We start from the raw sequence: 24587 nt of genomic DNA on the forward strand, positions 1-24587 counted from the left end.
GCGACAGGCTTAGGTGCCGGCGTAGAAGAACGACGCCAGACGGGTATTGATGTTGTCAGCGATCTCACCCGCCGCGCGGTCCTCGGCGTCGCGATAGGCGCGGGCACGGGCGAAGCGCTGCAGCTGACCGGGGATGTCATAGGTGACGCGGGAGAAGGTGCTGCCGGTCAGGACCTGCTTTCCGGTGGCGATCTCGATCAGGCCATAGGTCGCGTCGATACCGTAATTTTCGCTGGTCGGCAGCGCGGTATTCGGGTCGACGATCAGCGAGGTCCGGCTTGGGTTGAAACGGATCTTCAGCTGATAGGTCGGCGGCAGGCCGGTAGCGCTGCCGTACATCTTGAACATCAGTGCATTGCGGATATTCACGCCGACACGGGCTTGCGGCGACGCGTTGGGATAGTCTAGCGGCGGAACCTCGACGCCCTGCAGCTTCTCGCGCAGGCCGGGTTTACCGTCGCCACGCTCGGCATACATCGGCTGGAAGCAGCCGGCCGTCAGCGCCGCCAGGGTGGCGACGACCATGAGCCGGGCGGCAATACGGGATTTAGCCGACAACATTCACGATCCTCTGGGCGACGACGATGACCTTCTTGACGGGTTTGCCGTCGAGAGCTTGTTTTACAGCATCGAGCGCCAGAGCGGCAGCCTCAATTTCCGGGTTAGTCGCTTCCCGGGCCACTGTGACTTCTCCGCGCTTCTTGCCGTTGACCTGTACCGGCAGGGTCATGGTGTCTTCAACCAGCAGATTGGGCTCGATTTGCGGCCAACGGGCTTCCGAGATCATGCCCGGTTGCCCCAGTACGCCCCAGCATTCCTCGGCCAGATGCGGCATCATCGGCGCAAACAGTTGAACAAGAATGACCGAGGCCTCGTGCAGCGCCCAGCAGACGTCCGGGGCCAGAGTTCCCGGCTTCGCTAAAGCTTCGCCCAGCACATTGGAAAATTCGCGGATATGGGCGAGGCAGACATTGAAATGCAGCTTTTCGATCTCGGTCGAGACCTTGCTGAGCGCGCCATGGGCCGCCTTGCGGATCGCCAAGGCATCGGGGCCGAATTCAGCCGGCCGGGCTGCCGGCGCCGATTTGCCGTGCGCGGCTGATTCGTTGATCTGCCGCCACAGACGCTGCACGAAGCGCGAAGCGCCTTTGACGCCTTCTTCGCTCCAGATGACGTCGCGGTCGGGCGGCGAATCCGACAGCATGAACCAACGGGCGGTATCGGCGCCGTAGGTGCCCATGATGTCGTCGGGGTCGACTGTGTTGCGCTTCGACTTCGACATCTTTTCGATCGGGCCGATGGTGATGTCTTCGCCAGTGGCGATCAGCGTAGCGCGTTGGCCGTTACCGCCGATCTCGATGTTGATCTCGGCCGGTGAGGCGAAGGTGCCGTCCTGTTTCTTGTAGGTCTCGTGCACCACCATGCCTTGCGTGAACATGCCGGCAAACGGCTCGTCGAAATTGACGTGGCCGGTGGCCTTCATGGCGCGGGTGAAGAAGCGGCTGTACAGCAGATGCAGGATCGCGTGCTCGACGCCGCCGATATACTGATCGACAGGCATCATTCGATTGGCAACGGCGGTCGTCGTGGGTGCCGACGTGTTCCATGGATCCGTGAAGCGCGTGAAGTACCAGGACGAATCCACGAAGGTGTCCATGGTATCGGTTTCGCGCCGCGCATCCGCGCCGCAGTTCGGGCACTTCACATGCTTCCACGTCGGATGATGATCGAGCGCATTGCCCGGCTTGTCGAAGGAAACGTCCTCCGGCAGCACGACCGGCAGATCCTTGTCCGGCACCGGCACGATATCGCAGCTCGGGCAGTGGATGATCGGGATCGGGCAACCCCAATAGCGCTGACGTGAGATGCCCCAGTCGCGCAGGCGGAAATTGATCTCGCGCTTGCCCCAGCCGTCCTTCTCGAAAATCTCGAGCGACTTCTTCATCGCTTCTTCGCAGGTCATCACACCGGGTGCACCCACCCAACGGACATACTGCACAGTCTCACTTTTCGCCGGAGCGAAAGCGATGTTACCAACGCGCTCATCGTTACCGACGGGCACGAACACGTCGAGCACCGGCAGGTCGTACTTGCGCGCAAAATCCAGGTCGCGCTGATCGTGTGCGGGGCAGCCGATGATGGCGCCGGTGCCGTAATCCATCAGCACGAAGTTTGCGATATAGAGTGGCAGTGTCCATGACGCGTCGGCGGGATGCGTGACCTTGATGCCGGTGTCAAAGCCGAGCTTCTCGGCTGTGTCGATCTCGGCCTGCGAGGTGCCCATGCGATGGCATTCCTCGATGAAGGCGACAACGTTGGGGTCTTTTTCTGCCAGCGCTTTCGCCAGCGGATGATCCGGCGAGATCGCAGCGAAAGTCGGGCCATACATCGTGTCCGGGCGTGTCGTGAACACCGGCAGTTTGTCGAATCCCGCGGGTGCGCCGATCAGTCCGAACTGGAAATGCAGACCTTCCGACTTGCCGATCCAGTTGCGCTGCATTAGGCGCACCTTGTCGGGCCAGCGATCCAGCGTATCCAGGGCAGACAGCAGCTCGTCGGAATATTTACTGATCTTGAAGAACCACTGGGTCAGCTCGCGCTGCTCCACCAGCGCCCCTGAGCGCCAGCCGCGGCCGTCGATCACCTGCTCATTGGCCAGCACGGTATGGTCGACCGGATCCCAGTTCACCTTGGACTTCTTGCGCTCGGCCAAACCTGCCCGCATGAAATCGAGAAACATCTTCTGCTGATGCTTGTAGTAGGTAGGGTCGCAGGTTGCGAATTCGCGCGACCAGTCCAGCGACAAACCCATGGTCTGCAGCTGCTTTTTCATCGACGCGATGTTCTCATAGGTCCACGCCTTCGGAGCGACTTTGCGCTCGATCGCGGCGTTCTCGGCGGGCAGGCCGAACGCATCCCAGCCCATCGGATGCAGCACGTTCTTGCCCTGCGCGCGCTGGAAGCGCGCAACCACGTCGCCCATCGTATAGTTGCGGACATGGCCCATATGGATGCGCCCCGACGGATAGGGGAACATCTCGAGTACGTAATACTTCTCGCGCGGATCGTCGTTCTTGGTGGCGAAGATCGCCTTGTCGTCCCAGACGCGCTGCCAGCGCGGTTCGGTCTCGCGGGCGTTGTAACGTTCGTTGCTCATGGTGTTTTTGAAATCCGCCGGCCGGTTCGAGCGCTTCTCAGATCATGGACGCGCGAACGAGGTCGCAAACCGGTGCTTGCTCGGGCTGAATTCGCGCTGAGGCGGGGGACTAGGCCATAAAAGGCCGCGTTAGGTCAATGGTTTAAGACAAGAAACGGGCCAGGGGCGGGGGCCCGCCGTCTCACCCCGCCAGCGACACGGCCGTGCCATATGCCCGGACGAAGCCGTGCTCCACCACGGTGTTGCGGCCACGCCGTTTGGCGGCGTAGAGCGAGGCATCGGCTGCCTCGATCAAATCGTTCGCCGTCTCCAGCGTAGCTGGCATCGTCGAGGCCACGCCGACACTGACCGTGACCCGCTGATGTGCGCTGGTGGCATGGGAGACCGCCAGGTTCCAGATTGCCGCGCGTACCATTTCGCCGATTTGGACGCCGCGGGCGACCTCGGTGCCCGGCAGCAGCAGGCAGAATTCCTCGCCGCCATAGCGTCCGGCAAAGCCCGAGCAGCGATCGGCCAGGCTGGAGAGAGCTTCGCCGACGCGCGCCAGGCAAGCATCGCCTTCGGGATGGCCATAGGTGTCGTTGAAGAGTTTGAAGTGATCGACGTCGATCATCAGCAGCGTCAGATGGTCGCCGGATTGCTGGGCCTTCAGCCATTCGAAATCGAGGCGGCTCTGGAAGCCGCGCCGATTGGCAAGGCCAGACAGCATGTCGATGGAGGCAAGCACCGTGAGCTGCTCGTTGCTGGCGCGCAATTCGCGTTCGCGACCACGCAACTGCGCCGCCATGCCGTAAAATGCGCGTGCCAGCGGTACGAACTCGGCCGGCAGCTTGTTCCGCGCTACGCGGGCCGACCAGTCGCCGCGACCGAAGCGCTGCGCCATGGTCTCCATCATCTGGATCGGCTTGATGATCAGTCGCTCCGCAACCACCAGCGCGCCAAGCAGAACGAACAGGCAAACGAAGGCGAGCTGCAAATAGGCGGTGCGGATCTCGCGATCGGCAACCGCCGAGACTCGGGCCTCGTCGATGCTGACGATCAATTGCGCGCCGGTACCAGGGATTGTCGCGAATGATACGGTGCGCTGTGAACCGTCACTGGCGCTGAATGACAGCGAACCGGTCTGCTTATCCGTATTGCGCAGATGCGCTTCGAGCATCGGCAATAGAGCAAGGTCTTCCATCGGCCGACCAATCGCGCTGGCGTTTGTCGGCGGCGCTGCAAGCACGGTGCCGGCATGATCGACCAGCAGTGTCGTGACACCGGGCCGGTCGCCGAGATTGCCCATGATCTTCGACATCCAGTCGAGATTCACCGCCGCCAGTACCACGGCATCGTCGTCCTTAGTCAGGCCCGGTGCGAGATAGGCAGCCATCACTGTCGGCTGGTTCGTCAAGCGGCTGAACAGATAATCGCTGACGACAAACTCACCGGTCGCTATCGCTTTCTTGAAATAGGGGCGATCGCTGAAATCGAATCTCTGCTCGATGACTTCCGGCCAGGTCGAGCACATGGCGATGCCATCCGCGCCGGCCACCGTCAGGCTGCGCAGCCACGGCATATCGCCGCGGAGGCTCGCCCGCATGATGGCGCAGCTCCGATTCACCTGAGCGGCCGACGTATAGATGTAGGCGGATGATTTCAGCACGGCCTCGATCGAGGCGAAAACTTCGCGCTGTGCATCGGCGCTGTGCTGGGCGACACCAGCGAAATCACGCGCGGCCGTCGCGATCTGGTGGGTACGCGTCGCATCGAGTGAGCGAATTCGCTCCGCCATCAATGGCCCGACCAGAATGAGGGCCAACAGGACCAGTCGAGCGCGAATACCGAGAGCTCCCCTAAGCCTCGCTTTATTGCGGTTAATACCGATGCGTGACATCTTCGATCCCTAAGCCCCGCGGACATAGGTACTCCAAAGCCTTCAAAAAGCCTTTCCCGGATTCGTTAAACTGCAATGGATCTCAAGAAAGTTCGCGCCTTGGTTGAAAATAAATCCGTGCAAGAGTCGTCAGGCGTAACGTCTTCTTTACCAACCGACGGACTCGCTTCGGTTGAGTACGATATCTTCCGTGCATGTAACGAAGCACGGCGGGACCGCAGTTCTGTGACGTTGATCGCGGTGTCGAAGACGTTCGAGGCTGACGCAATTGCGCCCGTGATCCAGTCCGGTCAGCGTGTGTTCGGCGAAAATCGCGTCCAGGAGGCAAAATCCAAATGGCCGGCGTTAATCGCCACTCAACCCGCGATTGCGTTGCATTTGATAGGGCCTTTGCAGTCCAACAAGGCCAAGGAAGCGGTCGCCTTGTTCGATGCGATTCACTCTGTCGATCGACCGAGCATTTGCGAAGCGTTAAGCAAGGAGATGAAGGCGCAGCAGCGGACGCCCCAGCTCTTCGTACAGCTCAACACTGGTGAGGAACCGCAAAAGGCCGGCATCGCACCGGGCGAGGCTGATGATTTCCTGGCGCGTTGCCGCGATACGTACGGGCTGACGATTTCCGGACTGATGTGCATTCCGCCGGTTGAGGATGCGCCAGCGCCGCATTTCGCGCTGACGGCGAAGATCGCTGCACGTAACGGGCTCACGCAATTATCCATGGGAATGAGCGCCGACTTCGCCATCGCCATCCAGTTCGGCGCAACTCATGTGCGCGTCGGCTCGGCGATTTTCGGACGTCGCTAGGCCATCGGCCTAGCCGATAACGATCTTCGTCTTCGGTCCGATCCGGGCCAGCAGCCGCAGCATGGCTGGCTTGGTCATGGCCACACAGCCCGCGGTCGGTGCGAGTTTCGGGCGGGCCAGATGCAGGAACACTGCACTGCCTCGCCCTGCGATCCGTGGTCGGGTGTTCTGGTCGATCTCGATGATGAAATCGTAGAGATGATCCTCGCGGGCCAGTCGGTCGCCGTCATTTCCATGATCGAGCCGGACCGGCCGATTGTAATGCCGGTCTGATGGTTCTTCGCACCAGCCATCCATCGGCGTGATGGGGCGGATCGGCAGGAAGCTACGCGGACGTGGATTACGGTCGGCCCGCCACCACAGTCGGATGGGGCGAAACGTCCCACGCGGCGTTCCGCCATCGCCTTCGCGTTTGTTCGCCTTGATTCCGCCGCGGCCGAGCGCGACGGGTATGGTTGTGTGGTCGGTCGTCAGCCATCCACGGAGTCTGTCTCCGGCTGACGCGCGAATGTGAACCATAGTTAGCGGTCGATCACGCAAGCTTGTTCGATAAGTGTCTGAAATAACGAGACTTCCCATCCGAATCGCGAACTCCGCCTTGCTATTTACCGCAAATGTTCTATTTCGCGCTGCAGCAGTACATTCGCCGGGAATGTCGCTGATTTTGCGCTAGAATATGCGTTAACGGCGAAGCCTGTCACGATTTCTGGCCCACTGTTTCAGCGCGGCGAACAACGCTCCGCCGCAGCCGTTCAAAGGATTGTCGCAATGCCCAATGCCCGCAAGATCTTGATCGTGGATGACGATACTGATTTGCGCGAGGCGCTGGTCGAGCAGCTTTCGCTGCACGAAGAGTTCGAGGCCTCTGCCGTCGACACCGGCGCCAAGGGCGCTACTGCAGCCAAGGCCAATTCCCCCGATCTGGTGCTGATGGATGTTGGCCTGCCCGACACGGACGGTCGCGAAGTCGTGCGCAGCTTGCGCAAGGGTGGCTTCAAGGCGCCGATCATCATGCTGACCGGCCACGACACCGATTCCGACACCATTCTCGGTCTGGAATCCGGCGCCAATGATTACGTCGCCAAGCCGTTCCGCTTCGCCGTGCTGCTGGCGCGTATTCGCGCACAGCTCCGTCAGCACGAAGCCAGCGAAGATGCCGTCTTCACCGTCGGTCCCTATAGTTTCCGGCCTGGCTCCAAGATGCTCACCGGCGCCAATGCCAAGAAGGTTCGCCTGACCGAGAAGGAAACCGCGATCCTGCGCTTCCTGTATCGCGCCGGCCAGTTGCCGGTGTCTCGCGAGACGTTGCTGCAGGAAGTCTGGGGCTACAATTCCGGCGTCACCACACACACGCTGGAAACGCATATCTATCGGTTGCGTCAAAAGATCGAGAAGGACGCCGCCAATCCTGAAATTCTGGTGACGGAAGCCGGTGGCTACAAGTTGGTGCCGTGATACGATTGGGGAGCCGATTCGCCATTAGCTGTTCGGTGCCCTCCTTCGCGCGTCCCGATCACACGGTTCTACATGTCGATCGATGATGATGTAGCCCTGCTTGAGCGCGTCCCAACATTGCGCCTGTTGGGTATCGCCGCTTTGCGCGTGATCGCGATCGGCTCCGAACAGCAGGAATTTGCGCGGGGCTCCGTGTTGTTCCGGCAGGGCGACGATGCCGATTGCGGCTATGTCGTCCAGAACGGCGCATTCCGCATCAGCCTCGACGACGGCAGCGATCATGAAGTGATCGCGGGGCCCGGCACATTGATGGGCGAACTTGCACTGCTGGTAGCGATGCAGCGGCCATCGACGGCGGTCGCCACGGAATATTCCAGCACGATCCGGATCACGCGCAGCCTGTTTCAGCGCGTGCTCGACAGCGATCCCGCGGCCGCGCGCCGTCTGCGTGACGACATGGCGACTCGCGTCAGCCAGCTCGCCAGCGATGTGACGCTGATCGGCGCCAAGCTCAGCCAGTAACTGATATCAAAGCTCCAGCACCGTCGTGACCGGTACGTGGTCCGATGGCCGCTCCCAGCCGCGTGCATCTGATGTGACGGTGAAGTCGCGGATCGAATCCTTCAGTGCGGACGACACCCAGATGTGATCGAGGCGGCGGCCGCGATTCGACACCGCCCAGTCGGCGGCGCGGTAGCTCCACCACGTGTAGATCTTTTCCGACAGTGGAATGCGTTCGCGCGCGACGTCGATCCAGTTGCCCTCGCTCTGCACGGCGAGCAGCTTTTCGCACTCGATCGGCGTATGCGACACGATTTTCAGCATCTGCTTGTGCGACCACACGTCATTCTCATGCGGTGCCACATTGAGATCGCCGACCAGGATATGACGCGCATCGCCGCGCGGATGCAGCGGCTCGCAGGTCTTCATCTCGTCGAGGAACGAGAGCTTGTGCGCGAACTTCGCATTCACGTCCGGATCCGGAACGTCGCCGCCGGCAGGCACATAGAAATCATGCACGATCAGCGGCACGGCCATGCCGGCCTTTTCGCCGAACGATACCGAGATGTGGCGTGAGTCCAGATTGTTGCAGAACACGCGGATGTCGCTGCTCTCGAATGGAAGTTTCGAGACGATGGCGACGCCGTGATAGCCCTTCTGCCCGTTCAGCACGACATGGTCATAACCGAGCTGTTTGAAGCGCTTGAGCGGAAAGGCATCGTCCGGGCACTTGGTTTCCTGCAGACACAGCACATCCGGCTGCATCTCTTCGAGAAACTTGGCGACAAGGTCGATGCGCAATCGCACCGAATTGATATTCCAGGTGGTCAGGGAAAAACGCATGGAAATCCGATGGTGAGACGGCGCAAGCGCGCCTGCTCATCATGAGGGCATCACCTGCAGCGAAAACTAATTCGCGCCGCTGGTGGGATACTTGGTGAAGTCGATCTTGAACAGCCCCGGGTCGGGCTTTTTCGCGGTATCGAGATTGTAGATCGCGACCGTGGTGTCATAGCCCTGCGGGTCGGTGACGGTCCACTGCTTGAGCTGTCCATCCTTGGTGCCGACCATCAGCATCAGGCGCGAGGTGCCGACCAGCGCGTTCTTTTCCTCAATGGTCACCGACGTATAGAGGTCGTCAGCGCTGACGGCGACCACATTGGTGTCCTTCATCAGATCGATGCGATCGGACAGCAGATAGCGCAACGGTGTCTGCGACAGCGGGTAGATGTCCTGGGTTGCCAGCTTGGAATCGCGGACGGCGAGCGACTGGCCGTCGGACACCATGGCGATGGTCGTCGGTGCATCATATTCGAAACGGACCTTGCCGGGCTTCTGGATGAAGAAGTCACCGGTGGTGCGGCTGCCGTCCGGGCCCACCTGAACAAAGTTACCGCTCAGATTGCTGAGCGATGACAGATAGCTGCTGACCTTGCTCGCCTGCGCCTTCTGATTGGCGTCGAAGCTCATGAAAATGCTGGCGGGAACGTTGCGGCGCGGATCCGGAATGATTGGATTCGGTGGCGTGGATGTCGTCGCCGATGTCTTGGGTGCGATTGCAACTGGCGGCCGAACGGCCTGGGGCTCGGAGGCCGACATCTGGAAACTGCCATTGCTGCGCGCCTGCGGTGCAGGTCGCGGCAATGGGATTGACTGGGCATGGGCCGAGGGCGCCACAATGGCGGCGACAAACGTCGCGACGAGGCCGGCTGCGCCGATGCGCAGGAAAGACCGGTCTGCGGCGTGATGGGTCGGGCGTCTCATCAAGGCGTCGTCCTGCTCGGCGGGTTCGGCGCATTTTACCGCGCTTTGCGTCAGAATGGGTACCGGTTTTGCGGTCCGGCCGGTGGTCTCTTGCGCCCCCGCCGCGGCTGGCGCCGCCAGCGCAGGCGCTAACCCGGAGCTGTGGCGATTTCGCGACTCAAAAGCGGGATTGTCCATCGGCGGGGTCAAACTCTCAGAACCCGCTTTCTTCTTCTTCGATCAGAATCTCGCGTTTACCGGCATGGTTGGGCTGACCGACGATGCCTTCGTTTTCCATGCGCTCGATCAGCGACGCTGCGCGATTGTAACCGATCTGCAGCCGGCGCTGGATGTAGCTGGTCGACGCCTTCCGGTCGCGCTTCACGATGGCAACGGCTTGCTGGAACAGATCGCCACCACCGCCATCGGCACCCATGCCGGTCGAATCGAATACCGCGCCGTCCTCGCCCTCTTCCGGTTCTTCGGCGGTGACCGCCTCGAGATATTCCGGCTCGCCCTGCGTCTTCAGGTGGCGCACCACCTTCTCGACTTCCTCGTCCGACACGAAAGGACCGTGTACGCGCGAGATGCGGCCGCCGCCAGCCATATAGAGCATGTCGCCGCGGCCGAGCAGTTGTTCGGCACCCATCTCACCCAGGATGGTGCGGCTGTCGATCTTCGACGTGACCTGGAAGGAGATACGCGTCGGGAAGTTCGCCTTGATCGTGCCGGTGATGACGTCCACCGACGGACGCTGCGTGGCGAGGACGACGTGGAGACCGGCGGCGCGTGCCATCTGCGCGAGACGCTGCACCAGGCCTTCGATGTCCTTGCCGGCGACCATCATCAGGTCGGCCATTTCGTCGACAATGATGACGATATAGGGCAACGGCGCGAGATCGAGTTTCTCTTCCTCGTAGATCGCCTTGCCGGTTTCCTTGTCGAAGCCGGTGTGAACGGTGCGCGAGAGCTCCTCGCCCTTGGCCTTGGCTTCGACGAGACGCGCATTGTAGCCGTCGATATTGCGGACGCCGAGCTTGGCCATGCGCTTGTAGCGCTCTTCCATCTCGCGCACGGCCCATTTCAGCGCGACGACGGCCTTCTTCGGATCGGTTACGACCGGCGTCAGCAGATGCGGGATGCCGTCATAGACGGAGAGTTCGAGCATCTTCGGATCGACCATGATCAGGCGGCACTGATCCGGCCGCAGCCGGTAGACCAGGCTGAGAATCATGGTGTTGATCGCGACTGATTTGCCCGAACCGGTGGTACCGGCGATCAGCATATGCGGCGTGCGCGCAAGATCGATGATGATGGACTCGCCGCCGATATTCTTGCCGAGGCAGAGCGGGAGCTTGATGCTGCCGTCATTGGTGTCCTGCACGGTCAGCAGTTCGCGCAAGTAGACGTTTTCGCGATGGGCGTTCGGCAGCTCGATGCCGATGGCGTTGCGACCGGGGACAACGGCGACGCGGGCGGACAGCGCGCTCATGGAGCGCGCGATGTCGTCGGCAAGGCCGATCACGCGCGACGACTTGATGCCGGGTGCGGGTTCGAGTTCGTACAGCGTGACGACGGGGCCGGGATTGGCTTTGACGATTTCGCCGCGCACGCCGAAGTCCTGCAGCACGCCTTCCAGCGCGCGCGAATTGGCTTCCAGTTCGGCCTTGCTGAGCGGCTTGCGATCGGCGGCCTTCGGCGCGGTGAGCATGCCGACGGAGGGCAGTTCGAACTTGCCGTTGGATTTGCGCACCGGCTCCTTGGTCGAGGATTTCTTGCGGGCCTTCGGGGCGGGCTCCTCTTCCTCTTCTTCTTCCTCGTAGTCGTGCTCTTCGTCCTCGTCGTGATCGCTCTCGTCTTCGTCATGCGGTGCGATGGAGGGACTGTTGCGACGACCGCCGAGGTTCGGTTCCTGACGTTCGAAGGAGGCCGCCCGCGCCTTGGGCTCGCTCGCGACCATCTTGCCGTAGACCAACGAGAGGAAACGGCCGAGACGCGCCTTCGCGCTCATCACGGCATGCGCCGCCCAGCCAAGCGAGACCGAGATCGAGCTGCGATCGCGGGTTTCGTCTTCCTCGAATGGCTCGTCGTCTTCCTCGATATCGATCTCGCCAAACTCTTCCTTCGCTTGCGCGCCATAGCCGCAGGCGATCAAGAAAGTCACGATCATCGCCGCGCAGAGAATAAAGCCGAGGACGAATCGATAGATGAAGCCGACGGGGCCGAAGACCACCGCGGGCGCGCGAAACAGCGCGTCGCCGACCACGCCACCGACGCCGGTCGGCAGGGGCCACGACCCGCCATGCTGCCAGCAGCTGGCAAAGCCTGATGCGATGATGGTGCAAAGGACCCAGCAACCGATACGCAGCGCTTCGCGGTCGAAATGCCGATGCGTCATCATCCGCCAGCCCCAGACGGCGATGGTGAGAATCATCATGATCGCGCCGAGGCCGAGGATCTGCATCAACAGATCGGCACCGATCGCGCCGGGATAACCGGCGACATTGCGGATCGCACGCGAGGTGGCATGGCTCAGGCTCGGGTCCTGCACGGACCACGTCATCATCGCTGCCGCCGCGACACCTGCGGCGCAGACCAGGCCAAAGCCCGCCAGTTCACGCAGACGTCGTCCCAGCATCTCGCGAATCGACGCGGGCAGATGGCCGACGAGAGGAATGACGCGTTCGATCGTGGTGCTCATACCGGAGTGCTCATGCGCCCTGCATCAATCCAGGATCTTCAATTCAAAATCTTCACCAGCCGATGCAAAGCCTCGGCTGTCGTTTCACTGTCCTGCACCATGGCCAAACGAATATAGCCGGCGCCGGGATTGCTGCCGTCGGCCTGCGGGCGCGCCAGATAACTTCCGGGCACCACGCGCACGCCGCCATCGCGATATAGTCTCACGGCTGCCTCTTCGTCGCCGCCATATGCGGAGACATCGAGCCACAGACAGAAGCCTCCGGCCGGTCGCTTGTAGCCGTAGCGATTGCCGAGGATCTGATCCGCAAGATCGAACTTCAAGCGGTAGAGCCTGCGATTCTCTTCCACATGTGCTTCGTCGCTATAGGCGGCAACCGCGACCTGCTGCAGCGGTACCGGCACCTGCGGCGCGGCCACATTGCGCAATTCGTGAAACGCGCTCAGGAATTTCTTGTCGCCGGCGACGAAGCCGACGCGCATGCCAGGCAGATTTGAGCGCTTTGACAGCGACTGAAACGCAACGACATTGGTGTAGTCAGGTCCGGCTGACGCCAGCATGCTGCCGGGCGCGGCCTGCGTGTAGATCTCCGAATAGCATTCGTCGGACAGCACGATGAAACCGTAGCGCAGCGCGAGGTCGTGCAGCTTCTTGAAGTAAGCGGGCGTCGCGACGGCGCCTTGCGGGTTGGCCGGGGATGCGACGTACATCGCCACCGTGCGCGCCAGCGTGGCCTCATCGAGTGCGTCGAGATCGGGAAGGAAGCCGTTGGCCACGGTGGTCGGCATGAAGATCGGTTCGCAACCTGCGGCACGCGCACCGGCGCCGTAGGCTGGATAGAACGGATTTGGCAGCAGGATCGCCGGGGTGCCTTTGCGCGGGCCGACAAAGCGCGCGGCCGTGATCGCGGCGAAGAACAGGCCTTCACGGCTGCCATTCAGCACCAGTATTTCGGTTTCCGGATCGAGGTCGCGCGGGAGATTGAACCGCGTACCCATCCACGTAGCGGCGGCGCGGCGGAATGGCTCAATGCCCTTGGCGATCGGATAGCGGCCGAAATCGGCGGTGTGTTTGGCGAGGACCGGTCCGACGAAATCCGGCACCGGGTGCTGCGGTTCGCCCAATGACAGTGTGATCAGCGGTTGGCCGGGCTGATATGGCGCCAGCAATTCCGTCAGTCGCGCAAACGGCGAACGCTCGCCATCGGGCCCAGCCGAGGTCCGGCTGCCAGCGCCTTGCGCCGCGGAAGGAGGAGCGGTGAGTGCCATCAGGAAAACGCCAGTACTTTCAAGGCAGCCGATCGCCCCATGAGATCGGCCGAAACGAGATCAAACCACCATAGATACGGCGAGGTTAAGACGCGATTAACCATCGAGGGGCCGGCCTTGCTATCACGTGTTCGGCGGCCGTCCAGGCCTACGCGGGGATCAGAATGGCCCCCAAAAAGTGAAAGGCCCCAGCTTGCGCTGGAGCCCTTCGACGGTTGGGACATTGCCGGGTAGTGTCCCAACCGATCCCTTTGTGAGCATCCCGGACCGATGATCCGGGATGGCTCGTGACGCTTACATGTTGTAGGCGCGTTCGGTGTGCTCGGTGACGTCCAGGCCTTCGCGCTCGACTTCAACATTGACGCGGAGACCGACGATCACGTCGACGACCTTGAACAGGATCGCCGAACCGACGCCCGACCACACCAGCGTGGTCGCGACAGCCTTACACTGCGCGATCATCTGGGTGACCATGTCGTAGTCGCCGATCTTGCCGGCGACGTAGTCCATGACGCCCGTGCCGCCGAGGGCCGGGTTGACCAGGATGCCGGTACCGAGCGCGCCGATGATGCCGCCGACGCAATGGACGCCGAACACATCGAGCGAGTCGTCATAGCCAAGCGAGTTCTTCACGACGGTGCAGAAGAACAGGCAGACGACGCCTGCGACCAGACCGAGAACCATCGCGCCCATCGGGCCCGAGAAGCCGCAAGCCGGGGTGACGGCGACGAGGCCGGCAACCGCGCCCGATGCTGCGCCGAGCAGCGACGGGTGACCCTTGGTCATCCACTCCGCGAACATCCAGGCCATCGCCGCAACCGCAGTTGCGAGGAAGGTGTTGGTCATTGCGAGAGCGGCAGTGCCCGAGGCTTCGAGGTTCGAACCGACGTTGAAGCCGAACCAGCCAACCCACAGCAGGGACGCGCCGATCATGGTCATGGTCAGCGAGTGCGGAGCCATCAGCTCCTTGCCGTAGCCGGTGCGCTTGCCGATGATCAGGCAGCCCACGAGGCCAGCAATGCCGGCGTTGATGTGAACGACGGTGCCGCCAGCGAAGTCGAGAGCGCCCCACAGGAACACCTGGCCGGCATCGGCCATGACTTCATCAAGCTTGGCCTGAGCCGCAGCCTTCGCATCGGGAGCCGCAGCCGCAACAGCCTTGGCGGCTGCAACGATGGCGTCCGGACCAGCCCAGTACCAGACCATGTGCGCGATCGGGAAGTAGATCAACGTCACCCAGAGCGGGATGAACAGTGCAATCGCGGCGAACTTGGTGCGTTCTGCGAAGGCGCCGACGATCAGGCCGGGGGTAATGGCGGCAAAGGTCATCTGGAAGCAGAAGTAGACGAGTTCCGAGATGTTGGCGTCTGCGGTGAACGAAGCAGCCATCGAGTCAGGCGTCACGCCGGCGAGGAACGCCTTCGAGAAACCACCGATATAGGCCGAACCGCCAGTGAACGTGATGCTGTAGCCGTAGAGAGCCCAGATCACCATCACGATGCAAGCGGTGTAGAGGACCTGCATCAACACAGAGAGCATGTTCTTGGAGCGAACGAGGCCGCCGTAGAACAGGGCGAGGCCCGGGACGGTCATCAACAGAACCAGCACCGTCGAGGTCATCATCCAGGCGTTATCGCCCTTGTTGACCGTCGGATCGGCGTAAGCCGCAGTTGCGGCGAACAGGCCAACGGCGAGTGCCGCCAATCCCGCGCCAGAGGGACGCTTAAACGTCATTGTGTTTGACTCCTGATTGAAGAATGGGTGAGCGCGAAATCCGAGGAATTCGACTTAGAGGGCTGCAGCATCGGCCTCGCCGGTGCGGATGCGAACCGCGTGGTCGAGGTTGATGACGAAGATCTTGCCGTCGCCGATCTGGCCGGTCTTGGCGGCGGTGGTGATGGCTTCGATGGTCTTGTCGACCTGATCGGAAGCGACAGCCACCTCGATCTTGATCTTGGGCAGGAAGCTCACCGCATATTCAGCGCCGCGATAAATTTCCGTATGGCCCTTCTGTCGGCCATATCCTTTGACTTCCGTCACCGTCAAACCATGAACGCCAATGGCGGTCAGGGCATCACGGACTTCCTCAAGCTTGAATGGCTTGATGATCGCCATAACAATTTTCATGGGTCCTATCCCCGCTTGGGCCCGACCGAAAACCGACCGGGCGATCTCGACTGAGGTTCACCACGCGGAGAAGTTCACTACGCGGGCACAGCCAGACCAGATAGAATCAAATGCCGTGCCAGATCGGCGGAATTCTCTAACGGTTTATGAATCCCCAGCTTTTCGCGTTTCTCACGTGATGAGACAGAGTGCGCTATTCGGTCGCGCCCAAACTCTAATCAATCCTGCTCAAAATGAAAGCATGACAGGCTCTCGACATATTCCTGCTTAGGCGGCGGGCAGCCCAGAGGTGTCCAAATACGTCAATTCGAGGCAAAAAACTCGAAATTGTCTAATCTGCAGGCCTTCCAACTGGCGCGCGTGGAATTGACAGGGCTCAACCCGGGCAAGGCCGTAGAGCCCTTCGGGCGTATTCGAGCGGACTGAGAGCAGCTCTGGCTGAAAGCCCGTGGGGCGCTGGTGTATTGCCTAAAGCGCGTCGCTGTCGGTCTCGCCGGTGCGGATACGCAGGGCGTGGTCGATCGGGGTCACGAAAATCTTGCCGTCGCCGATCTGGCCGGTCCGGGCTCCGGTGGAGATGACCTCGACCGCCTTGGCCGCGAGGTCGGACGCCACAGCGATTTCGAGGCGCAGTTTGGGCAGGAAGTTCACAATATACTCGGCGCCGCGATACATCTCCGTATGGCCCTTCTGCCGGCCATAGCCCTTCACTTCGGTCACCGTCATGCCGTGGACGCCGATGGCCGTCAGAGCCTGACGCACTTCATCGAGCTTGAAGGGTTTGATGATCGCGACCACGAGCTTCATGCAGGATTCCTCTTCGGGGGGCGGTGTACGACCCTGCTTACGCAATCAGACAGCTTTATGCCATCCCCGTTGGCATGGCGCGTGGAAATTGGGCGGCGACGCTGCCTTCGGGGCGGGCCGTTTGCACGCCAAGACGGCGAAGCGGGATTCATGGCTGGAAGCGGAGCAACTTACGTCGCCGGCTTCTCGCGGCGCTCGCGCACTGAGCCTTCCTGCGCCACGGTCGCCACCAGCGTGCCGTCGGGCTTGAAGATCAGTCCGCGCGCGAGGCCGCGACCGTTCTGGGCGCTCGGCGAATCCTGGCTGTAGAGCAGCCATTCGTCGGCGCGGAACGGGCGGTGAAACCACATGGCGTGATCGAGACTGGCCGCCATCGCCTGACCGTCGAACAAGGTGCGGCCATAGCGGGCCATGATGGAATCGAGCAGCGAAAAGTCCGACGCATAGGCCAGCGCGCACATATGGAGCGCCGGATCGTCGGGCAGCTTCGCGGCGGTACGAATCCAGAAATTAATCCGCCCCTCCGGAATCTTCTCGCCAGCATAACGCTGGAATTCCACCGGACGCAGCTCGATCGGCCGATCGGACTCGTAATAGCGGCGGATGAAATCGGGCATCTTCTCGATGATCGGATGTTTCGAGAGCTCTTCCGCAGTGAGCTTGTCCGGCGGCGGCACGTCCGGCATCGGATCCTGGTGGTTGAACGAGTCCTCCTCCTCGGCGTGGAACGACACCATCATCGAGAAGATCGCGTGGCCATGCTGGATCGCGGTGACACGCCGGGTCGAATAGCTCTTGCCGTCGCGCAGGCGCTCGACCTCGTAGACGATCGGAATCTGCGGGTCGCCGGGCAGAATGAAATAACAATGCAGCGAATGCGGCATGCGGCCTTCGACGGTGCGGCACGAAGCCACCATGGCCTGGCCGATCACCTGGCCGCCGAACACCCGTTGCCAGCGCGTTTTCGGGCTGCGCCCGCGGAACATGTTCACCTCGATGGTCTCGAGATCGAGGATATCGATCAGATCGATCAGGCTCTTGGACATGTCGGCATCTTTCGCTCAGCGGCAATATTAAGGGAGGTTTACCAAGACCTTGGCCGTGCAGGCCCCGGTCCCATTGCCGCCCTTGTTTCGCGATCCTGTTTCGCCCAGCTATAAGCGCGTGGCAACAGCGAGAACGGATATCATGGCGGCACAACGAGGCATTGTCATCGGCGGCGGAGCGTTTGCCGGGTTGGCATTGGCACTGGCGTTGCGGCAGGGGCTTGGCCCCGATCTGCCGATCATTGTCGCCGATCCCGCGCTGGCGAACCGGCCGAGCCGCGATCCGCGCGCCACGGCCATCGTTGCTGCCTGTCGGCGGCTGTTCGATGCTCTCGGTGTCTGGGATGCTGTGGCTGCCGAAAGCCAGCCGATTCTCGACATGGTCGTCACCGATTCCAAGCTGGAAGACGCCACCCGTCCGACCTTCCTGACCTTCGGCGGCCATGTGGAGCCGGGCGAGCCGTTCGCACATATGGTCGAAAATCGCCGGCTGATCGACGAACTCGTGATCCGCGCCGAAGCGGCGGGCGTTGATCTGCGTGCGACCGCGGTGACGACATTCGATTCACGGGCCGACGGTGTCAGCGTCACGCTCGGGGATGGCAGTGTGATCGAGGCAGCACTTCTTGTCGCTGCCGATGGCGCGCGCTCGAAGCTGCGCGAGCGTGCGGGCATCGCGACCCATGGCTGGGATTATGACCAGTCCGGTATCGTCGTCACCGTCGGCCATGAGCGCGATCATGACGGACGTGCCGAAGAACACTTCCTGCCCGCCGGGCCGTTTGCAATTCTGCCTTTGACTGGCAAGCGTTCGTCGCTGGTGTGGACCGAGAAGCGCACGGAAGCCGCACGCATCGTTGCGTTGCCGGACGATGAATTCCATGCCGAGCTTGAGCAGCGTTTCGGCCTGCACCTTGGCGAGGTCAAAGCGCTCGACAAGCCGCGGGCCTTTCCGCTCGGCTACTTCGTCGCGCGCTCCTTCATCGGCGAACGGCTGGCGCTGATCGGCGACGCTGCGCATGTGATCCATCCGATCGCGGGGCAGGGACTCAATATGGGTCTGAAGGATGTCGCGGCATTGGCAGAAACCATCGTTGATGCTGCACGTCTTGGGATGGATTTCGGCCAGAGCGATGTCTTGGAGCGCTACCAGCGCTGGCGCCGCTTCGACACCATGACAATGGGTGTCGCCACCAACGTGCTGAACGTCCTGTTCTCGAACGATCTGCCCTTCGTGCGCAGCATCCGCGACATCGGTCTCGGCATCGTCGACCGGCTGCCACCGCTGAAGGGCGCGTTCATCAAACAGGCTGCGGGATTGTCGGGGGAAGTGCCGCGGCTGTTGAAGGGCGAGGCACTGTAGGCAGCACGTCATGCGGTTATGCCGCTCAACGTGGTGAAGGTGTCTGCTTCTTCTCGCCTTCGAACAGCGGGCGCTCGCGGATCAATCCTTCGCCGACGAGATCGAAGAAGGCCCTGACGCGCGCCGTATTCTTCAAATCCGCATGAGTCACGATCCAGAGTTCACCCTCAAGTTCCTTGAGGGGCTCAGATAGTGCTCTTGCCACCCCGGCGTCGTGATCTGCGAGATAGCACGGCATTAGCGCGAGCCCGATGCCGGCCTTCGCTGCGACGAGCTGGTTGACCAGACTGTTTGTCCGATAGACGAAGGCGTTCGATGGCGCGGCGCGCGACAGCCAGTCGGCGGCTCCGATGCCTGATGTTGTTTCCTCCCAGCCGATCAAGGAATGGCGATCGATCTCGGATGGATTCGATAACAGGCCGCCAATTGCCTCGAGATAGGCAGGGGCCGCATAGAGCCCCCACGCGATGGCCGACAGTCTGCGTCCCCAAAGATCGCCTTCCTTCGGACGGATAGGGCGCAATGCGATGTCGGCTTCGCGGCGCGACAGGCTCAGTACGCGGTTGTCGATCACCAACTCCACGACAATGCCGGGGTGAGTCTGCTGGAAGGCGGCGAGAAGCGGCGTCAGCCGGCTATAGGCCAGCGTTTCGGACGACGTGACCGTCAGGCGGCCCGACAAACGATGGTCACGACCTGATATGTCGCGATCAAGCGCCAGCGCCTCGTCCTCCATGCGCTCCGCGCCGGCAGCCATCCGCGCACCGGCCTCCGTCGCCTGGTAGGCGCCGCCTGGAAGTCGTTCGAATAGGCGCACGCCAACCTTGTCCTCCAACGCTTTCAGGCGGCGGAAGGCCGTGGAGTGATCGATGCCGAGTGTTATCGCCGCCGCCGTCAGGCTGCCCGCGCGTTGGATGGCGAGCGCCAGCCGAAGTTCGTTCCAATCATCCATGCCGACGAAGATAGCAGTGTGGCTGCTTGCAGTCACGCAAGCGTCGCTGGCGAAATGCCAATGGGACTTGCGTTTGCGCGGGCGCTACCTTGCTGGTGCGATAGCGAGCCCACGACGGATGCAATGAAAGATCGAACCATGAAACTCTATTACGCCACCGGTACCTGTTCGCTCTCGCCGCACATTGTTGCGAACGAAGCGGGTATTCCGCTTGAACTCGTGCGGGTGGATATCCGGAAGTCGCCCCACGTCACCGAGGCGGGTAGCGACTATTCGGCGGTGAACCCGAACGGCTATGTGCCGGCGCTGGCGCTTGATGATGGCACAGTGCTGACCGAGGGCACGGCGATCGTTCAATACCTTGCGGACCTCAAACCCGAAAGCAGGTTGGTGCCACCTGCGGGCACACCGCAGCGTGTCGAGCTGCAATCCTGGCTCAATTTCATTGCCACCGAACTCCACAAGATGTTCAGCCCGTGGCTGTTTCACCCCGAGTATGGCGCGCAGGCAGGAGACGTTGCACGCGCAAAGATCGCAGAGCGGCTGGCGTCGGTCGAGCTCCATCTGGCGGCGGGCAGGCCGTTCCTGCTCGGAGAAAACTTCACGGCGGCCGACGCCTATCTGTTCACGATCGTCGGGTGGTCCAACTTCGCAAAGGTGGATCTGTCCAACTTTCCGTATCTGCGCGACTTCATGGCCCGCGTCGAAGCGCGGCCCGCCGTGCAGCAGACCATGCGCGCCGAGAGAATAAAGGTGAGCGCATGACCCTGGATCAGCCAGACGCGTCAGCACTGACGCTGGTCAGCCATCATCTCTGCCCTTACGTGCAGCGAGCGGCCATCGTGCTTGCTGAAAAGGGGGTCCTTTTCGAGCGGCGCTATATCGATCTCGCGCACAAGCCGGACTGGTTTTACGCGATCTCGCCGCTGGGCAAGGTTCCGCTTCTGCTTGTCCGGCGCGACGGCAATGACACCGCCGTACTCTTCGAGAGCGCGGTGATCTGCGAATATCTCGAAGAGACGCAGATGGGCGTGCGGCTTCACCCATCCGATCCGCTCGAACGAGCCGGGCACCGTGGCTGGATCGAGTTCGGCTCGTCAATCCTCGCGGATTTGTGGGGATTCGAGACGGCCACCGACGCGAACAGTTATGAAGCGAAGCGGAAGATGTTGGCCGGCAAATTCGGTCGCATCGAGGAGGTGCTAACTGCAGCGCCGTTTTTCGCGGGGCAGCACTTCAGTATGGTCGATGCGGCTTACGCGCCGATCTTCCGCTACTTCGATGTGTTCGATAGCATCGCTGACACGGAAGTCTTCGCCCAAACACCCAAGGTTCGGGCATGGCGCGCAGCGTTACGCGGACGTCCGAGCGTAGCGAACGCCGTCACGGCCGACTACGCCGACCGGCTGCGCGCATTCCTCGCTGAGCGCGACGCACATCTTCTCAAGATCGCAGCATGAGGCAGCCATGAGCCAGGGCGTCGCATGGCTGCTACTGATCGTGGCCGGGCTTCTGGATGTGGGGTGGGCGATTTCGATGAAATATGCCACGGGTTACACCCGACCGGGCTGGACCATCCTGTCGCTGATTTTCCTCGCCGCGTTCGTCTACCTGCTTGGTCGGGTTCTGGAGGTTCTGCCGGTCGGGTCCGCCTACGCGGTATGGGTCGGGATCGGCGCAGCCGGGACGGTCTTGTTCGGAAGCATGCTGTTTGGCGAGTCGATGAGTCTGCTGCGCGGCGGCGGGGTCGCCCTCATCGTCGCGGGTATCGTCGCCCTGAGATTTGCGCCGGCATGAGCCGCCATATCAGAAACTCAGTCGATCTTCCGCGCTTCTTCCGGCAGCATGATCGGAATGCCATCACGGATCGGATAAGCAAGCTTGGCCTGGCGCGAGATCAGCTCCTGGCGGGCGGCATCGAATTCGAGTTGGCCCTTGGTCAGCGGGCACACCAGAATCTCGAGCAGCTTGGCGTCGACGGTGCTTTCAGCGCGCTCGATTGGCGGTGTGGTCATGGGTGCGCTCCGGTGATGCGGTCGTTGATCATGGTTATTTATCAGAATTACTGCAGCGGTGGGTCGCCGCTGGTGCGCTTCTTGGCCAGATCCATTTCAGTGACAGCGATCAGGATCTCGGCGCGGGTCTTGAGGTCAGGGGCTTCGAGCATCGCCTGCTTCTCTGGTGGACCATAGGGCGACATCATCGCCAGCGCATTCACCAGGGCCTCGTTGGGCGCCTTGTCGATACCTTCCCAATCCACTTTCAGGTTGTTGGCCTTGAGGAAGTCGGTGAGCACCGCGAGCAGCGCGGCCCGGTCGACATCGTCTTCGCCCTTGCGTGCGGTGAAATCGTCGATGAAGGGGAAGTAGTCGACCTTGCACTGCCGATATGCCGTCAGCACCGAGAGTTCCTGCACCACCTCGAAACGGGAAACGCCGGTCAGTTCGAGGATGTAGCGGCCGTCACCGGATTCGGCGAGCTGGGTGATGCGCCCGACACAGCCGACTTTGAACAGTGCCGGTCTGGCCTCATCCGGCGAATGCGCCGCATCGGGCTGGATCATGCCAATCAGCCGGTGCCCGTCGCGAAGCGAATCGTCGATCATCGCGAGGTAGCGCTGTTCGAAAATGTTCAGCGGCATCTGGCCGCGCGGTAGCAGCAGCGCGCCCGGCAGCGGAAACACCGGGATCACCTCGGGAAGTTCGGCAGGCCCGCGATAGTCGGCATTGATGGGCATGTCCGGTTCCGATTCGTCACACGAGAAGAATTACGAGAACAGGATAGTCGATAACCGCCTGCGGCCGTCAACGGTGGCCTCATCCGTCGGTCCCCAAGCGTCGAAGAACTGGATCAATTGCTTGCGGGCGCCGTCGTCATCCCATTTGCGATCACGCTTGACGATTTCAAGCAGGTGACCCGTGGCCTCACTGCGCTGATTGGCGCCATTGAGCGCGATCGCAAGGTCGAAGCGGGCCTGATGGTCGAGCGGATTCGCGGCGACCTTCTGTTCCAGTTCGGTGACCGGACCGAGCGCACTGGCCTGTTCGACCAGATCGATCTTGGCCTGCACGGCCTTGACCGCAGCGTCCTCACGCTTCGCGACCGGGACGAGCTCAAGGGTCTGCTTGGCCTGCTCGATGGCGCCGGTCTCGACGTAACAGCGGGCAAGGCCAGCAATGGCGGCGATATTGCCGGCATCGGCGGCAATCACCTCGCCATAGATCGAAGCGGCGGTGGCCGGATCGCCTTCAGCCAGAATCGCTTCGGCTTCCTGAAGCAGTTCTGCTGCCGTGGGCTCGGCGCCGGGCATGCCGGCTGTCAGCTTGTCTATGAACGCATTGACCTGGCTCTCCGGAACCGCACCCATGAAGCCATCGGCCGGCTGGCCGTTGACGAAGGCGATCACGGCGGGGATCGACTGGATGCCCATCTGGCCGGGAATCTCCGGATTCTCGTCGATGTTCATCTTGACCAGCTTCACCTTGCCCTTGGCGGCGGTCACGGCTTTTTCGATGACAGGAGTCAGCTGGCGGCAGGGACCACACCAAGGCGCCCAGAAGTCGATCAGGACCGGCTGGCGCTTGGATTCCTCGATGACGTCCTGCACGAAGGTGCGGGTGGTCGTGTCCTTGATGAGAGCGGTTGCTGCCTGCGGCGTCGAACCTGCCTGCGGCGCCTGTGCGCCGCCCTGATCCATGATGGTCACGTGAACCTCGCTCGATGTCTGAAAAATTTGGCTGCTTCTAGCATGGCCTGAGCGATTAAATGGCGTCCGTGACAGTAATTTGCAATCCGGTGAAATAGGTCCGGCAGGGACCGATTCCACCCGAGAGGCGACATTTCGCTGTTTTGACCCATTTTCTGGGCAAAATCGGGCTCAAAGGGCCATAAATCGCGATTAACTCGCCGCGATCCGAGTTGCAGTCTAACTGTTGCATTCGCCACCGGCATTTGGCATAGGTCTGCGCGTCGGCGGCGAGCAATCGCCGCCTGTCTTCTCGGATGCGGGTGTAGCTCAGTGGTAGAGCACGACCTTGCCAAGGTCGGGGTCGAGGGTTCGAATCCCTTCGCCCGCTCCAGAATTTTCCTGGTTTTTTGGCATCAGTTTTATCGATCACAGGCCGCCGTCCGGCGGCCTTGTCGTTTGTGATCCGCAGGCACGTAGATCCGCCCCGCATCGCTTGAAATCATCGGGCGTTGGGCAGACAATCCACGGGCGAAGCGGGTACGAGACTGACGATGCCGTCGACCACTGATTCCAACCTGGAAATTGCCAAGCGTGCCAATGACGAGGCGCGGGCGGATTTTGCGACCTGGGTGATGATGGCGAAGCTGAAAAGCCTCGACGCGCTGCCACAGGAAGCCCAGACATTCTATGCGGGCTATCTCGCGCTGCTGGCCCGTGGCAAACAATCCGAGCCAGCCGCGGCCGAAGCCACCATCCAGACTGTCTACCGCAGCTATTATTCCCGCATGGGCGGCACCGGCATCGCGCCCATCATCAAGACGGCTTCGAGATCAAGACCAATGCCCGACGACAACAATAACAACGTCACGCCTTTTCGCCGGATCAAGCCCAACACGCCACCGCCCCCGCGCGAAAAGAAGAAGCTGCCGGTCGCGTTGATCTTCATCGGGTTGATCTTGCTGGCCGTGGCCTGGCGCTATCTCACCAAGGGCAGCCTTTAAAAAACGTAGCAGTGATCGCGCGATGATGCGGTGCGATGCGCCAATTGCATCAGGCTACTGGAACTAACTTTCAAAATTTTTTTCAAGATGTCGTC

24 protein-coding genes and 1 tRNA gene are annotated in these 24587 nt (G+C 61.6%); 9 read left to right on the forward strand and 16 right to left on the reverse strand.

Going from position 1 to position 24587, the window contains the following annotated elements; all coding sequences use genetic code 11:
• Positions 1 to 9: 9 nt before the first annotated feature.
• From AB7951_RS28045 to AB7951_RS28055, 3 genes are all read right to left on the reverse strand, one after another.
• Positions 10 to 561 carry an LPS assembly lipoprotein LptE gene (locus AB7951_RS28045; protein WP_089263131.1) on the reverse strand — a complete coding sequence of 184 codons (552 nt, stop codon included), beginning with the start codon at positions 559 to 561 and terminating at the stop codon, positions 10 to 12.
• Positions 548 to 3157, reverse strand: a complete 2610-nt coding sequence (gene leuS, locus AB7951_RS28050; protein WP_441256101.1) for a leucine--tRNA ligase — start codon at positions 3155 to 3157, stop codon at positions 548 to 550. Before leuS ends, AB7951_RS28045 begins: the two co-directional genes overlap by 14 nt.
• Before the next feature lie 181 nt (positions 3158 to 3338).
• Positions 3339 to 5036 carry a diguanylate cyclase domain-containing protein gene (locus tag AB7951_RS28055; RefSeq protein WP_120287670.1) on the reverse strand — a complete coding sequence of 566 codons (1698 nt, stop codon included), beginning with the start codon at positions 5034 to 5036 and terminating at the stop codon, positions 3339 to 3341.
• 75 nt (positions 5037 to 5111) lie between these two features.
• Here AB7951_RS28055 and AB7951_RS28060 point away from each other — a divergent pair, with 75 nt between their 5' ends.
• A complete protein-coding gene (locus AB7951_RS28060; protein WP_120287669.1) occupies positions 5112 to 5840 on the forward strand; it encodes a YggS family pyridoxal phosphate-dependent enzyme in 729 nt (242 codons plus the stop codon).
• Positions 5841 to 5849: 9 nt separating this feature from the next.
• On the opposite strand, the gene AB7951_RS28065 is transcribed toward AB7951_RS28060, so the two are convergent.
• The gene (locus AB7951_RS28065) at positions 5850 to 6359 is read right to left on the reverse strand and encodes a L,D-transpeptidase family protein (RefSeq protein WP_439062035.1); all 510 of its coding nucleotides are present in this window, start codon (positions 6357 to 6359) and stop codon (positions 5850 to 5852) included.
• A gap of 249 nt (positions 6360 to 6608) precedes the next feature.
• On the opposite strand from AB7951_RS28065, the gene AB7951_RS28070 reads away from it, so the two are divergent.
• Together AB7951_RS28070 and AB7951_RS28075 are read left to right on the forward strand one after the other, a co-directional pair.
• Entirely contained in the window at positions 6609 to 7295 is a 687-nt protein-coding gene (locus tag AB7951_RS28070) for a response regulator transcription factor (protein WP_068730214.1), read from the forward strand.
• Positions 7296 to 7367: 72 nt separating this feature from the next.
• The gene (locus tag AB7951_RS28075; RefSeq protein ID WP_089263672.1) at positions 7368 to 7817 is read left to right on the forward strand and encodes a cyclic nucleotide-binding domain-containing protein; all 450 of its coding nucleotides are present in this window, start codon (positions 7368 to 7370) and stop codon (positions 7815 to 7817) included.
• A 6-nt stretch (positions 7818 to 7823) separates the two neighbouring features.
• Here the strand turns inward: AB7951_RS28075 and AB7951_RS28080 are convergent, their stop codons facing one another.
• The 8 genes from AB7951_RS28080 to tesB form a co-directional block, all read right to left on the reverse strand.
• Positions 7824 to 8639 (reverse strand): exodeoxyribonuclease III, encoded by an 816-nt coding sequence (locus AB7951_RS28080; RefSeq protein WP_120287667.1) that lies wholly within the window; start codon positions 8637 to 8639, stop codon positions 7824 to 7826.
• 66 nt (positions 8640 to 8705) lie between these two features.
• A complete protein-coding gene (locus AB7951_RS28085; protein ID WP_309941581.1) occupies positions 8706 to 9560 on the reverse strand; it encodes an outer membrane lipoprotein carrier protein LolA in 855 nt (284 codons plus the stop codon).
• Between the two features lie 193 nt (positions 9561 to 9753).
• Complete coding sequence (locus tag AB7951_RS28090; protein ID WP_120287665.1) at positions 9754 to 12240, reverse strand: DNA translocase FtsK; 2487 nt, start codon at positions 12238 to 12240, stop codon at positions 9754 to 9756.
• A 38-nt stretch (positions 12241 to 12278) separates the two neighbouring features.
• Positions 12279 to 13508, reverse strand: a complete 1230-nt coding sequence (locus AB7951_RS28095) for an aminotransferase class I/II-fold pyridoxal phosphate-dependent enzyme (RefSeq protein ID WP_120287664.1) — start codon at positions 13506 to 13508, stop codon at positions 12279 to 12281.
• 294 nt (positions 13509 to 13802) lie between these two features.
• Positions 13803 to 15242 (reverse strand): ammonium transporter, encoded by a 1440-nt coding sequence (locus AB7951_RS28100; protein WP_089263149.1) that lies wholly within the window; start codon positions 15240 to 15242, stop codon positions 13803 to 13805.
• A 54-nt stretch (positions 15243 to 15296) separates the two neighbouring features.
• Complete coding sequence (locus AB7951_RS28105; protein WP_068730208.1) at positions 15297 to 15635, reverse strand: P-II family nitrogen regulator; 339 nt, start codon at positions 15633 to 15635, stop codon at positions 15297 to 15299.
• A gap of 468 nt (positions 15636 to 16103) precedes the next feature.
• On the reverse strand, positions 16104 to 16442 hold the full coding sequence (locus AB7951_RS28110) for a P-II family nitrogen regulator (protein WP_089263151.1): 339 nt from the start codon (positions 16440 to 16442) through the stop codon (positions 16104 to 16106).
• Between the two features lie 170 nt (positions 16443 to 16612).
• Complete coding sequence (tesB, locus tag AB7951_RS28115) at positions 16613 to 17488, reverse strand: acyl-CoA thioesterase II (RefSeq protein WP_089263153.1); 876 nt, start codon at positions 17486 to 17488, stop codon at positions 16613 to 16615.
• A gap of 142 nt (positions 17489 to 17630) precedes the next feature.
• On the opposite strand from tesB, the gene AB7951_RS28120 reads away from it, so the two are divergent.
• Positions 17631 to 18851 carry a ubiquinone biosynthesis hydroxylase gene (locus AB7951_RS28120; protein WP_120287663.1) on the forward strand — a complete coding sequence of 407 codons (1221 nt, stop codon included), beginning with the start codon at positions 17631 to 17633 and terminating at the stop codon, positions 18849 to 18851.
• Between the two features lie 25 nt (positions 18852 to 18876).
• Here AB7951_RS28120 and AB7951_RS28125 read toward each other — a convergent pair whose 3' ends face one another.
• Positions 18877 to 19839, reverse strand: coding sequence for a LysR family transcriptional regulator (locus AB7951_RS28125; protein WP_439062034.1), 963 nt, complete (start codon positions 19837 to 19839; stop codon positions 18877 to 18879).
• 102 nt (positions 19840 to 19941) lie between these two features.
• On the opposite strand from AB7951_RS28125, the gene gstA reads away from it, so the two are divergent.
• Genes gstA through AB7951_RS28140 form a run of 3 tightly spaced genes read left to right on the forward strand, consistent with a single transcriptional unit; the run spans position 19942 to position 21600 of the window.
• Positions 19942 to 20568 (forward strand): glutathione transferase GstA, encoded by a 627-nt coding sequence (gene gstA, locus AB7951_RS28130; RefSeq protein WP_120287662.1) that lies wholly within the window; start codon positions 19942 to 19944, stop codon positions 20566 to 20568.
• The gene (locus AB7951_RS28135) at positions 20565 to 21263 is read left to right on the forward strand and encodes a glutathione S-transferase family protein (protein WP_120287661.1); all 699 of its coding nucleotides are present in this window, start codon (positions 20565 to 20567) and stop codon (positions 21261 to 21263) included. The genes gstA and AB7951_RS28135 overlap by 4 nt, the downstream gene beginning before the upstream one ends.
• Positions 21264 to 21270: 7 nt before the next feature.
• A complete protein-coding gene (locus tag AB7951_RS28140) occupies positions 21271 to 21600 on the forward strand; it encodes a DMT family transporter (protein ID WP_439062033.1) in 330 nt (109 codons plus the stop codon).
• A gap of 17 nt (positions 21601 to 21617) precedes the next feature.
• Here AB7951_RS28140 and AB7951_RS28145 read toward each other — a convergent pair whose 3' ends face one another.
• From AB7951_RS28145 to trxA, 3 genes are read right to left on the reverse strand one after another with little or no spacing between them, the layout of a single operon-like run.
• Positions 21618 to 21818 (reverse strand): Trm112 family protein, encoded by a 201-nt coding sequence (locus tag AB7951_RS28145; protein WP_068730204.1) that lies wholly within the window; start codon positions 21816 to 21818, stop codon positions 21618 to 21620.
• A 47-nt stretch (positions 21819 to 21865) separates the two neighbouring features.
• Positions 21866 to 22540 carry an LON peptidase substrate-binding domain-containing protein gene (locus tag AB7951_RS28150; protein ID WP_120287659.1) on the reverse strand — a complete coding sequence of 225 codons (675 nt, stop codon included), beginning with the start codon at positions 22538 to 22540 and terminating at the stop codon, positions 21866 to 21868.
• 30 nt (positions 22541 to 22570) lie between these two features.
• On the reverse strand, positions 22571 to 23509 hold the full coding sequence (gene trxA, locus AB7951_RS28155; protein WP_414716828.1) for a thioredoxin: 939 nt from the start codon (positions 23507 to 23509) through the stop codon (positions 22571 to 22573).
• A gap of 298 nt (positions 23510 to 23807) precedes the next feature.
• On the opposite strand from trxA, the gene AB7951_RS28160 reads away from it, so the two are divergent.
• A tRNA-Gly gene (locus AB7951_RS28160) sits at positions 23808 to 23882 on the forward strand.
• Between the two features lie 160 nt (positions 23883 to 24042).
• Positions 24043 to 24492, forward strand: coding sequence for a hypothetical protein (locus tag AB7951_RS28165; RefSeq protein WP_170849625.1), 450 nt, complete (start codon positions 24043 to 24045; stop codon positions 24490 to 24492).
• Positions 24493 to 24587: the final 95 nt, after the last annotated feature.

Source organism: Tardiphaga sp. 285_C5_N1_2 (genome assembly GCF_052076065.1).
Taxonomy (GTDB): domain Bacteria; phylum Pseudomonadota; class Alphaproteobacteria; order Rhizobiales; family Xanthobacteraceae; genus Tardiphaga; species Tardiphaga robiniae.